The following is an 18,292-nucleotide window of genomic DNA, read 5'->3' on the forward strand; positions in this document are numbered from 1 at the left end:
GGCGGTTTGAGACCGGGGCGGGAGTGGGCTACCTGATCGACGAGCGAAGCCAGGTGTATTTTGACTATGAATACAACAAGGCCTCGGACTACGAGAGGCCCTGGTCGCTGAGCCTCGGCTACCGCCGCGCCTGGTAAGGCATCCTGCCGTGATTCCAAAACCCAATCAAACGCGCCCTTAAAAACGGCGCGTTTTTTTTGCGAATCCCCAAGCTGTCTCTCAAGCCAAAGCCAAATTCAACCGCAGATTTACGCAAATACGGAAAGGAACACAGAGGACAGTGAGGCCCACTGGTTATTTATAAACTTTCACGCGAGGGCATGATTCTTGATTAAAAAATAGAAACATGGATTCGCGTGCGAGCATGGAAGTCGTGCGAGCCACTCAAAACTCTGTGGTCTTCCGCTTCCTTTGTGTTCCTTCTTCAATGAAACGAAGAAACCGGAATTATAAGGCACATTTGTTTTCGGCAAAATATAAATGCTTTTTGTATAAAACGCAAAAAATCAAAACAGGGTCGCGGGTAATTGCGACGATGTGATGATACTATTTCAAGGGTGGCGGTGAAGGAAATATTAATCGCGGGTGCTTATGAATATAAGCGCGCCTGAAATTGGCGCGCACGCGTGATGCGCAAAAAACACGCTATTTCACCCGCGGCATCTTATTTTTTGTATTTGTTTATCCGTGTCCGCCGCGAATGAAAGCTCCCTTGCGAACTGTGTCATTTGCGCCATTTTGAACAGGAAAAATTGTGCTTATGAATATAATATAAATACATGACACTATTTTTATGAATAAGCACGGGAGTCAGTCGTAATTTTTTGTGTTTATGAAATATAAATACACACAAATTATTAAAGTAAAAAACATGCGAATTTCGTTGAAGTCTCGGCTCAAATGAATCCCTGTTGCATTATATAACGGTCCGTTTCGGCCTTTCGCCAGCGGATTATCAGACATCGAATATCGCATGAAAAGTAAAATATATATCAAGACACGCCGGATGGTTCGCGAGTCGTTTCAGGCCGCCGCCATTTTTGCCATTCTTCCATTTGTTATCTTTGCGGGGCGTCTGTCCGCGCAGACGACAAGCATCCCGTCCGGGACCGGCTACAACATTCCCGCCGCGGGCGAATACGTTCTTTCCGGAGTGATCGTTTTCGGGGGCATAACAGGGACGATGACCGGTGTGACGCTCGACATTACCAAGGGCTCGCTGGTGTCAGCCAACTCCACTCACGCCTTGTATTTTAACAATGGCGGCGCCGTCATCACCAACGCCGGCATGATCAGCTCCGCGGCAAGCTGGGCGAGTTCCGGCATCTATTCCAACGGCGGCCCCTCGTTCATCGACAACACCGCCACCGGGGTGATCGAGGGAAGCTCCAAGGGCGTGTTTTTAAGCGGCGGGGGCACGGTGACAAACGCCGGTCTCATCAAAAGCATGAGCTACTATGATTATGGCATCCATGCCCAGAGGGGCGCGGTGGCGATTCTGAACAATGGCGGCACCATCCAGGGCGGCCAGGGCGGCATTCAGCTCACCGCCGGGGGCACGGTGACAAACACCGGGGTGATCTCCGGCACGAGCAATTATTACGCGTCCAACAGCCATGGCGTGTATTCCCACGGCGCCAGCGCGCTTGTCATCAACGGCACCACCGGCCTGCTGCGAGGCACCTCCGCCGGCGTGACGTTGAGAGCCGGGGGCACCGTGGTCAATTCCGGCTCGATCATCAACCCGTCCTATTACGGCAGCCAGTCCGCCTACGGGGTTTCCACCGCCGGCTCGTCCGCGCTGATCATCAACAATGCCTCCGGGATTATTTCGAGCACCTACGCGGGCGTTCAAATGGCGGGCGGGGGTGAAATCGCAAACGGCGGCGTCATCAGGGGCGGCGAATACGCGATCACCAATCTGGGCGCGTCCATATTGGTGACCAACACGACCGGCGGCCTCCTCTCGGGCGATCACAGCGGCATCTGGTTTCAATACGGCGGCACGCTGTCCAACAGCGGCACGATCCTCGGCGCGCATTTCAACGGCGTTTATGCGCACGGCCTCGCGGTGACGGTCTCAAACAACGCCGGCGGCCTTATCCACAGCGCCGAAATTGGCATCCACGCGATGGCCGGCGGCACGTTCGCGAACAGCGGCACGATCATCGGCGAGACGGTGAGCGGCATCACCAGCTACACCGACTCCGCAATCACAAACGACGCCGGCCTGATCCAGGGCGGCATAGCCGGCGTCTCCCTGTATGCCGGGGGCACGGTGACAAACACCGGCACCATCCTCGCCACGGGCCGCCCCGATGGCGCATACACCTTTGCCGTCGATATCGCGGGCGAGGCGACGATCTCGAACCTCGGCGGCGTGATCGAGGGCGCCGATGTCGGCGTCATCATGGTAAGCGGCGGCACGCTCACAAACAGCGGCACCATCAACGGCATCTCGGACACCGGCCTTGTCTCCCTGCAAGGAACAATCGTCACGAACACGACCGGCGGCGTGATCCGCGGCGGCGACCACGCCGTCTATCTGGACGAAGGCGATGACGGTGACGCCGCGCACGAAGTGCGCCTCTGGAACAGCAGCACGCTGGCCGGGCAACTCTTCATTGCCGGCGACGCCTCGCAATTGGTGCTCAACGGCGCGGCCGGCAGCGAAACCGCCTACACCTCGGCGGTCACCGGCCCCACGACTTTCACCGGCACGCTAATCAAGCGGGGCGCGGGCTCATGGACAATGGACACCGACGACCTCGACATGCGGACCGTCGATGTGCGCGAAGGCACCCTGGCCGTTGCGTGGGATGCCACCCAACTCAAGGACGCCACCGTGAACATCGCGACCGGCGCGACCCTCGGCGTGCACGCCACCACCGACGCCACTGTCGCCAACGCCCTCGCCGGCGACGGCCTCGTGAACCTGCGCAACACCGGCGACGCGCAATCCGTCACCTTCAGCCTTCAGCCCTTCAGTCCCTCAGCCCTTTCCTTCACCGGCACCATCGGCGTCGGCGGAGGCGCGCGAACCTCCAAGTTCAATTTCAACGACACCGCGCAAACCATCCTCGCCAACGCGACCCTCCAGCTCGCCGAAAACTCCGAGACCACGCTCGACGCCAATCGCACCATCGGCGGCCTCGACCTCGCCGGCGGCACCTTCATCGTGAAAACCGACACGACCTCCGGCATCGCCCCCCACATGCTCACGGTGAAAACGCTCTCCGTCGGCGAAACCAGCGGCACCGCCGCGACCAAAATCGGCATCGACACCGACGTCCTCTCCGGCATCAACCCGCCCGCGCCCCCCGGCCACGGCCTCAACGGCAACATCTTCGACGTCGACATTGCCCCGCCCGATTACCTCCTGCACGAGCGCACCATCGTCCGCTCCACCGAAAGCGGCCCCGCCGACGGCATCGCCTTTGAGCTCATCGACAGCAACGGCGCGCCGCTCCCCTCCGGCGCCTCCACGCTCACCTACGGACAAAACAGCGCCACACCCGTCGGCAAAAACACCTACGGCTACAACGCCATCACCCAGGACGGCGACATCCTGCTCAACTACGGCCTCGTCTCAATCGAGGCGCTCAGCGACGCCGAAAGCCTCGTCATCAATCCCGCCGACGCGCACGACAACACCCTCAGCGCGCAACTCACCGGCGCCGGCGCGGCGGGCTTCACCTTCACCGGCAGCCGCACCATCGTCCTCGGACATGGCGGCAACGACTACACCGGCGCGACACTCATCACCGGCTCCGCCACGCTCACCACCGCCGGCGCCTCCAACATCATCGCCAGCAGCACGAGCGTGACCATCACCGCCGGCGCCGCCTTCGACACCGGCAACACAACCCAAACCCTGCGCAACCTCTCCGGCGCGGGCGCCATCCGCATCGGCACCGGCGCGCTCAACATCGACAACAGCACCGACGGCCTCGTCTTCTCCGGCACAATCGACGGCGCCGGCGAACTCACCCTCACCGCCGGCAGCGTCCTCACGCTCACCGGCGACAACACCCACACCGGCGCCACGACAATCGAAACCGGCGCGCACCTCCAACTCGGGGCGGGGCAGGGCGGCGGCGCCTCCGGCATGATCGCCTCCGCCACGGTCGCCAACTCCGGCACGCTCACAATCAACCGCTCCGGCAACATCACCCACGCCGGCGCGATCACCGGCGCGGGCGACCTCGTCCAGCGCGGCAGCGGCACCACCACGCTCACCGGCGCGAACGCCCTCACCGGCAAACTCGTCGTTGAAAACGGCGCGCTCCAAATCGGCGACGGCGAGGCAAACGGCTGGGCGCCGGGCACCGCCATCGCCGCCGACGCCACCGTGGCGGACGCCGCCACGCTCATCTTCAACCGCTCCGACCTCGTCACCTACGCCGGCGTGATCGACGGCGCGGGCGACATCGCCGCCATAGGCGACGGCGTCGTGGTGCTTGAGAAAGCGCAACGCCACACCGGCTCGACCACTGTTAAAAACGGCACGCTGCGCCTCGCCGCCGAAAACGCCATCCAAACGAGCCGCGGCATCACGCTCGAACACGCCACGCTCGACCTCGGCAACAAATTGCAAACCCTCCAAAACCTCCACGCCGTCGGCGGCGCGATCCACTACCACACGCCCGGCTCGAACGACACCACCTACACCACGCTCACGATCACGGGCGACTACACCGGCGAAACGACGGGCCGCATGAACGTCGATCTCGCCAACAAACAAACCGACCGCCTCATCATCAGCGGCAGCGCGGACGGCGCGCACCACATTGTCTTCACCAGCATGAACGACACGCGGCCCCACGACCCCGCCCGCAAATACGCACTGCTCGTCGTCGATTACGAATACGGCGACCCCGTGTTCACCTCCGACGGCATCGAGTTCGGCATGATCACCTACGAGCTCCACCAAGGCGACGGCGGCGCGATCATGCCCGACACCTCGGCCTATTACCTGACCGCCGGCAACTCCATCAGCCGCGGCGGCGACGCGATCCTGAGCACCGCCGGGGTGATGACCGCCGACCTGCACTACGGCCTCGACAACGTCCACAAACGCATGGGCGACATCCGCGTCAACATGCCCGCCGACCACCTCGCCACACTGGGCGACCGCGCCGGCATACCGCACGATCGCGGCGCCCCGGCCCGATCGCACGACCGCGGCAACATCTGGGCCCGCGCCAACACCTACCGCCTCAACACCGATTCCCACTTTGGAAACAGCCGCGTCCGTCAGGACACCCACGGCCTCACCGTGGGCGCGGACAAAATCTTCGCCATTAAAAACGCGCTCCTCATGGCCGGGGTCCACGCCGGCATGAGCTACAGCGACCGCTCCTTCGAGGCCCTGGGTCACAAATACGGCGACGGCAACAGCACCATCCTCGGCGGCGGCCTCTACGCGCTCTGGATTCACGACGCCGGCTGGTTCGTCGATTCCGTGCTGCGCCTCGACCGCTCCGAAAGCGAACTCAACGCGCGCGGCGTTGACGGCTACCTCTCGCGCGGCAAATACAAAAACAACATCCAGGGCGTCTCCGTCGAGGCCGGCCGCCGATTTGTGAACGGCCGCTACTGGGTGGAGCCCTCCGCGCAAGCCGCCGTCGCCTGGATCAACGGAACCGGCTACACCATGAGGAACGACCGCCACCGCGACATCCAAGTGCGCATCGGCGACGCCGACTCGTGGCAATACAGCGCGCAAGTCCGCACCGGCGCCAACTTCGAGCGTTGGATTCCCTACATCAAGTTCGGCGTGGTCAAGAGCGACATCAGCGGCGGCGAAGTTACGGTGGAAGGCCGCACCCAAAGCCCCGGCTTTGAGGGCTGGCGGTTTGAAACCGGCGCGGGCGCGGGCTACCTGATCGACGAGCGAAGCCAGTTGTATTTGGATTATGAATACAACAAGGCCCCGCACTACGAGCGCCCCTGGAGCATAAACCTCGGCTACCGCCGCGCCTGGTAGCGCGGCGCGCTCACGCGGCGCCGTATTTCACGCCCGCGAGCTCCAGCCATTTGTCCAGCGCGGCCGCGTTGCCGAGCGAGTCGGCCCAGCTCATCTGGCCCGCCTCGCGCCTTCCCGAGGCCACGCACTCCGCCACGACATCGGCCTCAAGCATGTATTCACTTTCTTGATACGGCAGCGCGATCTCCCCCGCCGCCGCGTCCGGACGGCGCAGCCACATGCGGGCCCGGCCGCCCTCGTTGCGCGACGGGGTCCACGGCTCCACGACATGCAGCCAGCCTTTCGTGCCGTAAATGCGCGCCGTGTTTTGCTGTTGCACGCTCGTGGAGCACGACACCTGCGCCACCATGCCTGTTGAAAATTTCAAGGTCGCCGCCGCCCACTCATCGACGCCCGTCTGCGGATGCGTGACGCCCGTCCCGTTGATTTCCACCGGATCGAGGAACACGCTCCCTTTTCCCTCCGCCGCGCCCGCGACAAAACGCGAGAGCGAAACCGGATAGCATCCCACGTCCAGAATCCCGCCGCCGCCCAGCCCGTTACTCCAAACGCGGGATTGCGGGTCAAAGGGGCGATTGTAGCCAAAGGCCGCCTGCACCATGCGAACCTCGCCCAGAGCGCCATCGCGAATCAACTCCGCGATCCTCGCCGTCTGCGGATGGCATCGATACATGAACGCCTCCATCAAAAACACCCCGTGCTCGCGCGCCGCCGCGATCATTTGCTCCGTCTGCGCGCGGTTCATTCCCATCGGCTTCTCGCACAGGATATGTTTTCCCGCCCGCGCCGCCTTGAGCGCCCACTCAAGGTGCATCGGATGCGGGGTCGCGATGTAAACCGCGTCCACCTCCGCGTCCGCCAGCAGCGCCTCGTAGCTTTCGTGCGCGCGGGCGATGCCAAATTTCTCCGCAAACGCCCGCGCCGTCGCCCCGCTCCGGCTTCCGACCGCCACCGCGCGCCCCAACTTTGACGCAGCCAGGCCGTTTGCAAATTTTTCCGCAATCCGCCCCGTCGCCAAAAGTCCCCACTTGAGATGTTGCGTGCTCATGTCATACGAACGTTTTTCCAAAACTAAAAAACGCAAGCCCGCATACCATGTCCCACGACTTTGAAACAACACACGACCGCCGCGGCACCGACTCGCTGAAATGGCAGAAATACGCCGGCTCCGACATCCTCCCCATGTGGGTCGCCGACATGGATTTTCAAACTTCGCCCGCGATTGTCGAGGCGCTGCGGCGTCGTGTCGCGCACGGCATCTTCGGCTACGCCCACGCCACGGCCGATGAAACCGCCGCCGTTGTCGAGGCCATGCAAGCGCGCTATGGCTGGGCGATTTTGCCGGAATGGATTGTCTGGCTGCCCGGTCTCGTCTGCGGCCTCAATGTGACTGCGCAGGCCTTCGCCGACCCCGGCGACCAAATCCTCTGCAACACGCCAATCTACCCGCCCTTCATGACTGCCGCGACCAATTCCGGACGCCGCTCGCTCGCCGTTCCCCTCGCGCTCAACAGCGCCGCGCGCCGCTGGGAAATCGACTTCGACGCCATGGAGCGCGCCGTCGTTGCGGGCAATGGCAGCGTGAAGATTTTCCTCCTCTGCAATCCCCACAATCCCGTCGCGCGCGTTTTTCGCCGCGAGGAGCTTCTGCGCCTCGCCGAGTTTTGCCTGCGCCACAAAATCGTTCTCTGTTCCGACGAGATCCACTGCGATCTCGTTCTCGACCCGGCGCTCCCTCACATCCCCGCCGCCACGCTCGCGCCCGAGATTGCCGCCCGCGCCATCACGCTCATGGCGCCGAGCAAAACCTACAACATTCCCGGCCTCTGCACCTCGTTTGCCATCATTAGCAACCCAACGCTTCGCGCCACGTTTCAACGCGCCGCCGCGGGCATTGTCGCCGAGGTCAACGCGCTCGGTTATGCAGCGTGCGCCGCGGCCTATCGCGACAGCGAACCTTGGCGCCAGGAGCTTCTCGCCTGCCTGCGCGGCAACCGTGATCGCGTTCGCGAATTTGTCGCCAGCGAGCTTCCCGGCGTCACCATCGAGGCACCGCACGAGGCGACCTATCTCGCATGGCTCAACGTCAGCGCGCTCAAGCTCGAAAACCCCGTCGCGCATTTTGAGAAGCACGGCGTCGGCCTGAGCGACGGCGCGGATTTCGGCTCGCCGCGCGGCGCTCATGTCCGCCTCAATTTCGGCTGTCCGCGCGCCACGCTCGACGAGGCCCTGCGGCGCATGAAGGCGGCGCTGTGACCGCGTTTCACCCGCGGGGCGCACCTGTGCGCATTCTCAACACACGATGCGAAGGCTCGCAAAGCGCATTGGGTTCGCGCAGGGTTTTCGCGGCATGGAAACACTTCGCATCATAGGCATTGTTCTCGGCGTGATTATTTTGACCGGCGTGATTGTCGGCTTCAGCGGCTGCGCCAACAGCGTATTCTATTATCCAACCCGCGATGTTTACGGCACGCCCGGCAAGAAAGGCGTCGCCTATGAGGCCGTCACTTTCAAGAGCCGCGACGGCACCAAGCTCTCCGGCTGGTTCATGCCCGCCGTCGTGGACGGCGCCGTCGACGCGCGAAAAGCGAAGGGCACGGTCATCCATTACCATGGCAATTCGCAAAACATGACCTCGCATTGGGAATTCGTGGGCTGGCTGCCCGCGCGCGGTTTCAACGTGCTTGTTTTTGACTACCGCGGTTACGGTGCGTCGGAGGGCCGCGCGACACAACGCGGCTTGTTTGAGGACTCGCAGGCCGCACTCGACTACGCGCGTTCGCGCCCCGATGTGGACGCGACCAGGCTCCTCGTGTTCGGACAAAGCCTTGGCGGCACCCACGCCATCGCCGCCGTGGGCGCGGGCAACCGCGAGGGAGTGCGCGCGGTCGCGCAGGAGGCGACGTTCTACTCGTATGCGCACATCGCAAACCAGAAGGTGCCGGGAGGCGGCTTGCTCATCGGCAACAAGTATTCGGCGGGCAAATACGTGGCAGCGCTTCCGCCGATCCCGCTGCTCATGATCCACGGCACGGCCGACAATGTCGTGCCGTATGAAAATGCCACGCGCCTGTTCGCGGCGGCGAGAGAGCCGAAAAAGTTGATCACGATCAACGGCGGCAGCCACATCGACGCCATGACCGAGGCGCAAGGCAATGTTTACCGTGACGAACTGGTGCGGTTTTTCGATGAGGCGTTGAAGTGATTGCGGGGCTTTTTTGCATCAATTTTTACGCCATTGGCAATTGACCGGCATTTGGGCCGTGGCATTGTTTTGTGCATTCTTCGTAACCCCGCGCATCTGTTGTCCAAACTTATGAAAATAAAAAACCTTCACTTTGCCTCGTGCCTTTTTGTCAGCGCGCTTGCTTTTGCGCAGCTCCACACACCGCTTCGAGCCGCCGCGCCCGAGCCTTACATCGAGGGTTCGCGCATGGGCTACCAGCTCGAAAACCAGAGCCTTAACCTGGCCGTGGTGCTTCCCGCCGGGAACCGTTACGCGACAACCGAATCGGGCGCGCCGAATCCCGATTACGCCACATTCACCGACGGCTATTGGGAAGTCTCGGAAAACAACGGCGCGAGCTGGCGCAAAATCGGCAGCGCACTGGAGGACTCGACCCTCTATTCGAGCGGCTCCTCGAACCCGCTTACCATCTGGGCGCTCGGCACAAACATGACCGGCTGGCAATATCGCGCCACCGTCACGATTTCCCACGACGGCGGTCAGTCCACCGCCACCCGCGCCGTTGTTTCGGAAAAACTCAACGTCAAGACATCCTTTCTCAATTGTCCGGCATCGCTCACCTTTGACGCGTCCGGCAATCTCTACGTGGCCGACATGCTCTCGCACGCCGTCCTGAAAATCACGGACGACAGCAAGGTTTCCGTTTTCGCCGGAAGCGCGACGGGCGAGTCCGGAACAACAAATGCCACGGGCACGGCCGCGCGTTTCGAATATCCGCGGGGCATCGCCTATCACAGCGGCACGCTCTACGTCGCCGATGCCGGCAACAACGCCATCCGTGTGATCGCGTCAGACGGCAAGGTCTCGACGCTCGCCGGTTCGGCCGGTCACGCCGGCGATTATCTGGAGGGCACGGGCGCCGGCGCCCGTTTTGATTATCCGACCGCGCTCACGGTTGATTCATACGGCAATGTTTACGTCGTTGATGCGGGCAACGGTGTGATTCGCAAAATCACGCCCGCGGGCACGACCTCGCATGTTGCGGGGGAATATTATAAAAACACCGGCGGAAGTGCGTCGGGAACCATGAACTGGGGGGCATCTGGCGGAGCCGTGCTCGGCACCGGAACCCTGATTACCACCGGCTCATGGATATTCGGTGGGGGAGGTGAAATTTACACGGGTGGCACCGGCGGCATTCTCGGCGGCGGTTTTCAAGGTTCAGGTATTGATATCACAGGCACCACCTCCGTTTCATTTCCTCCCCCGTCCGCATCGCAGTATTCATATCGCTTCAGCGGCGCGCTGGGCATCACGCTTTCACCGGACGGCAAATTGCTCCTCGTTGCCGATCCCGGCAACGACTCCTTCGTGATCGTAACCATCGCAACTGACGATATGGATTATTTCCAGATGTGCGTGAATGAACCCGCCTACGACACTATCGCGAATGCTTCCCCAAAGCCGATCAGTCCTGCCGGATTTTGTTATGACAGTGCCGGCAACCTCTACATTGTCGATGCCTACAGCTCGCGCATTGTGAAATTAACAACCTCGGGTTCCGGACACGTCCTCGCTGGCCTTACCAACTGGCTTTGGACAAGTGGTTCGAGCCTGTGGGAACTTTACTCGAACAGCTTTCAGGACGGCGACGCCTCGGAGGCGCTCTTTAACATTCCCTCCGATGTCGCCGTCAGTAGCAACGGAAGCATCTATGTGGCCGATTCCGAAAACGCGGCCATACGCAAAATCACGCAAAGCGGCACGACGGTCACCGTGAACACGCTCGCGCTCACCGCCGCGCCTATTGCAACCGGATCAACAGGCGGCGAAAACATCGCGGGCGGAAGCGAGTCATCCGGCGGCGGTGGCGGCGGCGCGCCTTCGGCGTGGTATCTGCTCGTGCTCGGCGCGCTTGCGGCGGCACGCCTGCGGCGCAAGTGAAACACGAGTCGGCGCCCGCCGGCTTTTGAATTTCGGTAGGGCGTGCTCGCCGAGCGCGCCGAGACTGACGGGAGACAAACGCGGCGGTCTCGGCGAGACCGCCCTGCCTTTCGACAAAAAACCGGAGCGGGCGGGCTCCGGTTTTTTGTCGCATCCCTTGCGGTTTGCGGTTCTGGAATTTTCTTAAAATCGCGGCGGCTTATTTGCCCATCGCTTGGAATTTGGGCGTGAGGTATTCCGCGCAACTGTCGAGCGAGGCAAGCTGCATGTAGTCCGCCTCGGGAACCTCGATGCCGTGGCGTTTGCGCAGTTCCATCACGATGTCCAGGAAGTCCATCGAGTCGAGTTGGAGCTGGTCGCGCAGGCGCACGTCGGGCTTGAGGTTGGTGAGATCTTCATCGGGCGCGATGTCGGCGATGATTTCGATCACGAGCTTTTTGCATTCGTCTTTGGTCATGTTGTGTTGTGTTTGGAAAAATGTCGGTTGGCGGGCCGCCGGGGGCTCAGGCGACGTATCGTTTTATGATGAGCGTGGAGTTGATGCCCAACATACCGAACGAGTTGTTGAGGATAGCGTCAACCCGTTTTGCCTTCACGGGCGCATTTATCACGAGGCCGGGGAGCGCGCACTTCGGGTCGAGGTTGTCCACATTGATCGTGGGGTGCACAACGAGGTCTTCGAAGCTGGGCAGGTTGCCCGCGAGTTCGAGCGCGCCCGCCGCGCCCATGGCGTGCCCGATGAAGCTCTTGGTGTTGTTGATGTATGTGTCGGGGCAATCCTGAAACACTGTGCGGAGGCCGTCGGCCTCCTGAACGTCGCCGAGCGGCGTGGCGGTGGCGTGCGTGTTGACGATGTGGATGTCCGACGGGCGCAAACCGGCGCGCCGGATCGAGGCGGCCACGCATTCCGCCTGGCGCTCGGGGTTCGGGAGCACGTAGTCGGAGGCGTCGGAGTTCACGTGGTAGCCGGAGATCTCGCCGTAGATTTTGGCGCCGCGCTTGAGCGCGTCGTCGAGGCGTTCGAGCGTGTAAAGCGCGCCGCCCTCGGAGATGACGATGCCGTTGCGCGCGAGGTCGAAGGGGCGCGAGGCCTTTTTCGGGTCGGAATGGGAGGCGAGCGCGTTCTGGCTTTTGAACGCGGCGAAGATGCCGAATGTGTGGATGCTTTCGCTCACGCCGCCGCAGATCGCGAGGTCGACCTCGCCGAGGCGGAGCATTTGCGCTGCGTGAATGAGGCCCATGTTGCCGGCGGCGCACGCCGCGCCGATCGTGTAGGCGGGGCCGGTGACGCCGAGGTTGAGCGAGGTTTCGCCGGCGGGGTTGTTGGCGACGGTGCGAGGGTTGTGGTAATGCGACCAGAACTTCGTGTCGTAGTTGTATTTCGAGAGGCTGTAGATTTCGTTTTCAGTCTCCACGTTGCCGTGCTCGGTGATGCCGATGTAAATGCCCGTGCGGTCCTTCGCGACGGATTCGACGGGAATCCCGGCGTCGGCCAGCGCCTCGTGCGCGCAGTAGATCGAGATCGACCCGGCGCGGGTGCCCACGCGCACCTCTTTTTTCTTCTGGTATTTGAGCGGATCGTAATGGCAGACGCCCGCGATCAGCGGTCCCATGTAGCGCACTTCGAGCGGTTCAATGCCGCCAACCCCGGCGAGGAGGTTTGCGCGAAACTCGGCAAGCGAATTGCCGTTTGGAGCGGTGAGGCCGACGCCTGTGATAACGATGCGAGGAAGATTCATGCGGACTTATATGCGGACAATGTGCGGGTTAATACGAAAAATGAAACGAAAATAGCTAGCCAACCCCCGCGCACAATCAATACAACATTCACTTCGCATGAATGTTTTAATTGCAGGTGGAGCTGGTTACATTGGCAGCCATTGCGTGCGCCAAGTGGCCGCCGCGGGTCATCGTCCCGTGGTGATTGATAATCTTGTGTTCGGCCATCGCGAGGCCGTCGCGCCCGACGTGCCCTTCTACGAGGCGAATCTCGGCGACGAGGCCGCCGTGGGCAAAATCCTCGTCGATGAAAAAATCGACATCGTGATGCACTTCGCGGCCTACATCTTTGTCGGCGAATCCGTCCAGGAGCCGATGAAGTATTACTTCAACAACGTCGTTTCCACGCTCCAGCTCCTGAGGACGATGCACTCGAAGGGCGTCAAAAAATTCGTCTTCTCCTCGACCGCGGCGACCTACGGCATCCCCGAAAAAATGCCCATCACGGAGGATTCCCCCACGAATCCGATCAACCCCTACGGCCAAACCAAGCTCGACGTTGAGCACGCCCTGCACGCCTTCGCGCGCGCCTACGGGCTCAGCGCGGCGGTGTTCCGCTATTTCAACGCCTCCGGCGCGTCCGAGGACGGCGCCATCGGCGAGGATCACTCGCCCGAGACGCACCTCATCCCGCTCGCCATCGGCGCGGCCACCGGGCAACGCCCGCCGCTCAAGCTCTTCGGCGGCGACTACCCGACGCCCGACGGCACCTGCCTGCGCGACTACATACACGTTGACGACCTGAGCCGCGCCCACATCGCCGCCTTCGACAAGCTCGCCGAGCCGGGCAAGGTGTTCACCTGGAATCTTGGCACGGGCACGCCCGTGTCCGTTTTGGAAATCATCCGCGCCGTTGAAAAAGTGACCGGCAAAAAAGTGCCCTACACCATCGCCCCGCGCCGCGAGGGCGATCCTCCCGCGCTCTACGCCGACTCCACCAAGGCGCAGCGGGAGCTCGGCTGGAAGATCAAATACCACGACATCGAATCCCTCGTCGCCAGCGCTTGGAACTGGCACTCGAAGCATCCGAACGGATACGGAAAGTAAGCGCGCGGCGAATCCCCCATAGGCGCTAACTTGTTTGTCATGCTTCGCACGCCAAGGGCGTGCGATTCGTCAGCCCAGAGTCGAGCTTGCGAGACTCCGAGTAAATTGTCTCCTACCACGCGCGCTTGGCGGGTTCGCTCTCCAGCGCGTCCTGCACTTCGCTCGAAAGCAGTGGAAAGAAATCCAGGCCCGTGCGCTGTTCTATCTCGCGCACGCTTGCCAAATATTTTGACGGATCCTCCTTCGCCGCGATTGCGCGGTGCGGCACCAAAAACGCCTCCGTGCGCATGAGCCCGGTGTCGGTGATGTCTTTGGTGGACGCGTCTTTTTCGTGCGTTGAGATTATCAGGAAAAACGCGTCCGGCACGCTTACGTCCGAGCCGATTTTGACGGGCGTTTTGCCCGCCTCGTAAACCGGGCCGCACATTACCCATACCTGGCTGAATCGGCGCGTGTAGCGCTCGATCACGCGCGCTTCCATCGCCTCCCAAAAGGCCGCGTTCAGGCCGTGCAACTGCGGCACGACATTCGACATGAGAAACGTCTCCACCTGCGCCTCCCCGCCATGGCACACCGCAATCGCGCGGTTCGGCGCCATGTGGCCGCGGTCGTATCCGGAGTTTGAATACGCGGAGGAGCGCACCTTGGCGCGCGTGCGCGGATCGGGCGCGAACTTGTCGGGGCGCTTGCCCGATTTGTATTTCGGCGGAAACACGCGGTAGGCCACCCATGCGGGGTTTCGGTGATTGTTGTCGTAGCCCGCGAGGTAGCCTTTGTTTTGCAAAAAATCCAGGGGTTCGGGCGACGCGGGCGTGCCGCCCAATACCATCAAGTCGCTTTCGATTGTCACGCCGGGGGCGACGGTTTTTCCGCGGGCGAGCGGGATTTTGTCCGAAAGCAAATCGAGCCAGAAAACCAGCTCGCGGGGCATCGACTTGTTTTCACGCGCAAGGTCGATCACGTTGAGCGTCACGGATTCGATGCGTTCCCGCGTGGCGGGCGGGGAGAGGCGGTGCCAGATCGCAACCCCGCCCAGCAATCCAAAAACGACCAGCCCGCAAACAATCAGGCGGCGCAAATTCATGCGCCTGCGATTGCGCGTTTTTTTGCGGGATTTGCCCCTTGCCATGTCTTACTTCGCCGGTCCCCAGTGGCTGGTGAACGGATAAAACACCCACAGCGGGCGCCCCACCGCGTCCTTCTTCGGCACCTCGCCCCAGTAGCGGCTGTCGAGGCTGTTGTTGGAATTGTCGCCGAGCGCGATGTATCCATCCTTGGACACAGTGTATTTTTGGCCGGGAACAAGCGTGGGGTGGGGATACGCCGGGGTGACCGTTCCGTTCACATAACCGAGATATTTTCCGGAACGCGCGGCATTGTCCTCAAAGGCCTGCGCGCCCGTGATCGGCGCCCCGTTGCGGTAAAGGCACGGAGGGCGGATTTCCAGGACGTCGCCCGCGCCGCCGATGAAACGCTTGATGTAATAGCTGTCGCCGAGGCCCTCGATGTTGCGCGTGCGAAACACAAAACTGGAGCCCACCTTTGGCTTCACAAAATGGTAGCTCATGCGATCCACAAAAAGCTGGTCGCCCGTGATGATGTCGAACGAGAGGACACGCTCGCCCGCGCGCACATGTTTGCCCGTGCGCAGCATGTATGCGGGCACCCTGTCGCCGGACTCCGTCGCCAAATAACCTCTCGTGACGCGGCCTTCCTCGCCGGCTTTTTGAACCAAGTGCGCGAAGTCAACCGCCTTCGGATCGATCATGTCCTTGATAGCCCAGTCCATCGCAAAATCCTCGGGAACACTGACGGAAACGGTTTGGTTTCCGACAAGCACGTAGTAGCGCCTTTGCTTTTGGGGAAGGACGAGCCAGTGCCGCCCCGTGGATTCCGTTCCAAGCGGGCGCATTCCGGAAAAAGGAATCACAATCTCGCCGTCCACCGGCGCGTCGACACGGTAGGCGCTCGCGCCAAGTGCCAGCGTGCGAAACAGCCGCGCGGCCGCGCCCGGCTCGTCCTCGATCTTCGCGTGCACTTCGGGAAACATGCCGTTGTAGGTGGGCCACATCGAGTTGGTCGGAATCTTGAACGGCTGCACAAAAAACTGCCTCATTCCGATCAGCAGGATCGCCGCGACCACAAAGAACTCCACCCACTCGCGCAATCCGCTGTGCGGATAAATGCGCCCGCCTGTTTTTCGCAGCACCGGCTCCAGTTCCTCGATGGACAGCTTGAGTTTTTCGGCCCCGGCTTTTTCGCGAACCTGCGTGCGCAGGGTCTCCGTCTTTTTCTGCAAGTCGGCGAGCTCGGCCTCGCTCAGTTCGTCGCGCCGGTAGTTAAAAACACGATCCGCGACATCGAGCCAGTTGCGCGCATTGGCGCGCATTTGTTTATCGGGCGAGGTGAAGAGTCCGAACATGGGAGGGAAGTTCTGAAAACCTGAAAGCCTGAGGGCTGAAGGTTCGTTGGTGTATGATTTGAGCGGTTTGGGCGATTGTTTTTTCAGCCTTCAGGTTTTCAGTTCTTCAGAACTTGTATGAACGCGTCCGGGGGGATCGAAACCTTGCCGATTTGTTTCATCTTCTTTTTGCCCTCCTTCTGCTTTTCGAGGAGCTTGCGCTTGCGGGTGATGTCGCCGCCGTAGCATTTTGCGGTCACGTCCTTGCGCATTTCGCGGACGTTTTCGCGCGCGATGATCTTGCCGCCGATTGCGGCCTGGATTGCCACGCGGAACATTTGCGGCGGGATGATCTCGGCGAGTTTTTCGCAAAGCTCGCGGCCCTTTCCCTCGGCCTTGCTTCGGTGCACGATGCTTGAGAATGCGTCGACCGGCTCGCCGTTGATGAGAATGTCCATCTTGACGAGGTCGTCGGCCTTGTATTCGCCGAGCTCGTAATCCATCGAGCCGTAGCCGTGCGTGACGCTCTTCAGCCGGTCGTTAAAATCGACGAGGATTTCGTTGAGCGGAAGGATGGCGGTGAGCATGACGCGGTTGGCGTCGAGTGTGTCGGTGTGGTCAATGACGCCGCGTTTTTCCATGATGAGCGAGAGGATGTCGCCCATGCAGGTGTTGGGAATGAGGATCGACGCGCGGATGGTGGGTTCGGCGATGTATTCGATGGTGCCGGGATCGGGCAGGAGCACGGGATTGTCCACGTCGATCTCGGGCAGGCCGTGCGCCTTCACATGGTAAACGACGCTCGGGTAGGTGGAGATGATTTCCACGTCGTGCTCGCGCCGGATGCGCTCCTGGATGATTTCCATGTGCAGCAGTCCGAGAAACCCGCAGCGAAAACCGAAACCGAGCGCGAGGGAACTCTCCGACTGGTATTGAAACGCGGCGTCGTTGAGGCGGAGGCGTCCGAGCGCGGCCTTGAGTTTTTCGTAGTCATTGGACTCGAGCGGATACAGTCCGCAAAAAACCATCGGGCGCACCTCCTTGTAGCCGGGGAGCATCTCGGTGGCGGGCTGGCGCGTTTGCGTAATGGTGTCGCCGATTTTGATGTCCGAAGTGTCCTTGATGTTGGAGACGACATAACCGACATCGCCCTCGCCGAGCATGTCGATTTTCACCATCTTCGGGGTGAAGATGCCGACCTCCTTGATCTCCGCCTTTTGGCCGGTGCTCATCAGCGTCATGCCGTCGCCGGCGCGCAGCGCCCCGGAAAAGACGCGCGCGTAAGTGATGACGCCGCGGTAGGAATCGTAAAGCGAATCGAAGACAAGCGCGCGCGTGCCATTGTGGTCGCGCCAGCGCGGAGGCGGAATGCGCGTGACGACGGCCTCCAGAATATCCTGGATGCCGATGCCGGACTTGCCCGAGGCGAGAATGGCCTCGTCGTGCGGAATAAAAAGAATGTCCTCGAGTTGCTGGAGGCAGAGGTCGAGGTTTGCGCTGGGAAGGTCGATCTTGTTGATGACGGGGATGACCTTGAGGTCTTGTCCGGTGGCGAGATGCGCGTTGGCGACCGTCTGCGCCTCGACGCCCTGCGCCGCGTCGATGAGGAGCACCGCGCCCTCGCAAGCGGCGAGCGAGCGCGAGACCTCGTAGGAAAAGTCGACGTGCCCCGGCGTATCCATGAGGTTGAGCTTGTAAGTGCGCCCGTCCTTGGCGCGGTAGTGCATGGTGACGGGGTGGCTCTTGATGGTGATGCCGCGCTCTTTTTCAAGGTCCATGGCGTCGAGGTGCTGGTCGGTGAGGACTCGTTGTTCGACGGTGTTGGTGTGTTCGAGCAGGCGGTCGGAAAGCGTCGTCTTGCCGTGGTCGACGTGGGCAATGATGCAGAAATTGCGTGTCAGGATTTCGTCCATTCTGGTGCGTAAAAAGTCTGGTGCGGTAAGGG

11 protein-coding genes are annotated in these 18,292 nt (G+C 61.5%); 5 read left to right on the forward strand and 6 right to left on the reverse strand.

What is annotated here, in order from left to right:
* Positions 1-973: 973 nt before the first annotated feature.
* Positions 974-5,989, forward strand: a complete 5,016-nt coding sequence (locus M2103_RS07730) for an autotransporter outer membrane beta-barrel domain-containing protein (RefSeq protein WP_277509768.1) — start codon at positions 974-976, stop codon at positions 5,987-5,989.
* 10 nt (positions 5,990-5,999) lie between these two features.
* On the opposite strand, the gene M2103_RS07735 is transcribed toward M2103_RS07730, so the two are convergent.
* A complete protein-coding gene (locus M2103_RS07735) occupies positions 6,000-7,037 on the reverse strand; it encodes a Gfo/Idh/MocA family oxidoreductase (RefSeq protein WP_277509769.1) in 1,038 nt (345 codons plus the stop codon).
* A 47-nt stretch (positions 7,038-7,084) separates the two neighbouring features.
* Between M2103_RS07735 and M2103_RS07740 the strand changes: the two genes are divergently transcribed.
* The 3 genes from M2103_RS07740 to M2103_RS07750 all read left to right on the forward strand — a co-directional run bounded on the left by M2103_RS07740 (position 7,085) and on the right by M2103_RS07750 (position 11,120).
* The gene (locus M2103_RS07740; protein WP_277509770.1) at positions 7,085-8,245 is read left to right on the forward strand and encodes a PatB family C-S lyase; all 1,161 of its coding nucleotides are present in this window, start codon (positions 7,085-7,087) and stop codon (positions 8,243-8,245) included.
* Between the two features lie 94 nt (positions 8,246-8,339).
* Entirely contained in the window at positions 8,340-9,194 is an 855-nt protein-coding gene (locus tag M2103_RS07745; protein ID WP_277509773.1) for an alpha/beta hydrolase, read from the forward strand.
* Positions 9,195-9,305: 111 nt separating this feature from the next.
* Positions 9,306-11,120, forward strand: coding sequence for a hypothetical protein (locus M2103_RS07750; protein WP_277509774.1), 1,815 nt, complete (start codon positions 9,306-9,308; stop codon positions 11,118-11,120).
* A gap of 199 nt (positions 11,121-11,319) precedes the next feature.
* Here M2103_RS07750 and M2103_RS07755 read toward each other — a convergent pair whose 3' ends face one another.
* Together M2103_RS07755 and M2103_RS07760 are read right to left on the reverse strand one after the other, a co-directional pair.
* Positions 11,320-11,577: a phosphopantetheine-binding protein gene (locus tag M2103_RS07755; RefSeq protein ID WP_108823975.1), complete on the reverse strand. Its 258-nt coding sequence runs from the start codon at positions 11,575-11,577 to the stop codon at positions 11,320-11,322.
* Between the two features lie 46 nt (positions 11,578-11,623).
* The gene (locus tag M2103_RS07760) at positions 11,624-12,859 is read right to left on the reverse strand and encodes a beta-ketoacyl-[acyl-carrier-protein] synthase family protein (protein WP_277509776.1); all 1,236 of its coding nucleotides are present in this window, start codon (positions 12,857-12,859) and stop codon (positions 11,624-11,626) included.
* A 97-nt stretch (positions 12,860-12,956) separates the two neighbouring features.
* Here M2103_RS07760 and galE point away from each other — a divergent pair, with 97 nt between their 5' ends.
* Positions 12,957-13,946: a UDP-glucose 4-epimerase GalE gene (galE, locus tag M2103_RS07765; RefSeq protein ID WP_277509778.1), complete on the forward strand. Its 990-nt coding sequence runs from the start codon at positions 12,957-12,959 to the stop codon at positions 13,944-13,946.
* Between the two features lie 112 nt (positions 13,947-14,058).
* Here the strand turns inward: galE and M2103_RS07770 are convergent, their stop codons facing one another.
* The 3 genes from M2103_RS07770 to lepA form a co-directional block, all read right to left on the reverse strand.
* Positions 14,059-15,030 (reverse strand): DNA/RNA non-specific endonuclease, encoded by a 972-nt coding sequence (locus tag M2103_RS07770; RefSeq protein WP_277509779.1) that lies wholly within the window; start codon positions 15,028-15,030, stop codon positions 14,059-14,061.
* A 48-nt stretch (positions 15,031-15,078) separates the two neighbouring features.
* On the reverse strand, positions 15,079-16,368 hold the full coding sequence (gene lepB, locus M2103_RS07775) for a signal peptidase I (protein WP_277509781.1): 1,290 nt from the start codon (positions 16,366-16,368) through the stop codon (positions 15,079-15,081).
* 98 nt (positions 16,369-16,466) lie between these two features.
* Positions 16,467-18,260: a translation elongation factor 4 gene (gene lepA, locus M2103_RS07780; protein ID WP_277509782.1), complete on the reverse strand. Its 1,794-nt coding sequence runs from the start codon at positions 18,258-18,260 to the stop codon at positions 16,467-16,469.
* Between the last annotated feature and the right edge of the window lie 32 nt (positions 18,261-18,292).

The sequence above is a fragment of the Ereboglobus sp. PH5-5 genome, assembly GCF_029504805.1.
Lineage (GTDB): Bacteria > Verrucomicrobiota > Verrucomicrobiia > Opitutales > Opitutaceae > Ereboglobus.

Coding starts and splice junctions, on each gene's coding strand:
- M2103_RS07770 (WP_277509779.1), bottom strand. CDS start 15,030: ATGAATTTGCGCCGCCTGATTGTTTGCGGGCTGGTCGTTTTTGGATTG.
- M2103_RS07735 (WP_277509769.1), bottom strand. CDS start 7,037: ATGAGCACGCAACATCTCAAGTGGGGACTTTTGGCGACGGGGCGGATT.
- galE (WP_277509778.1), top strand. CDS start 12,957: ATGAATGTTTTAATTGCAGGTGGAGCTGGTTACATTGGCAGCCATTGC.
- M2103_RS07740 (WP_277509770.1), top strand. CDS start 7,085: ATGTCCCACGACTTTGAAACAACACACGACCGCCGCGGCACCGACTCG.
- M2103_RS07730 (WP_277509768.1), top strand. CDS start 974: ATGAAAAGTAAAATATATATCAAGACACGCCGGATGGTTCGCGAGTCG.
- M2103_RS07760 (WP_277509776.1), bottom strand. CDS start 12,859: ATGAATCTTCCTCGCATCGTTATCACAGGCGTCGGCCTCACCGCTCCA.
- M2103_RS07745 (WP_277509773.1), top strand. CDS start 8,340: ATGGAAACACTTCGCATCATAGGCATTGTTCTCGGCGTGATTATTTTG.
- M2103_RS07750 (WP_277509774.1), top strand. CDS start 9,306: ATGAAAATAAAAAACCTTCACTTTGCCTCGTGCCTTTTTGTCAGCGCG.
- lepB (WP_277509781.1), bottom strand. CDS start 16,368: ATGTTCGGACTCTTCACCTCGCCCGATAAACAAATGCGCGCCAATGCG.
- lepA (WP_277509782.1), bottom strand. CDS start 18,260: ATGGACGAAATCCTGACACGCAATTTCTGCATCATTGCCCACGTCGAC.
- M2103_RS07755 (WP_108823975.1), bottom strand. CDS start 11,577: ATGACCAAAGACGAATGCAAAAAGCTCGTGATCGAAATCATCGCCGAC.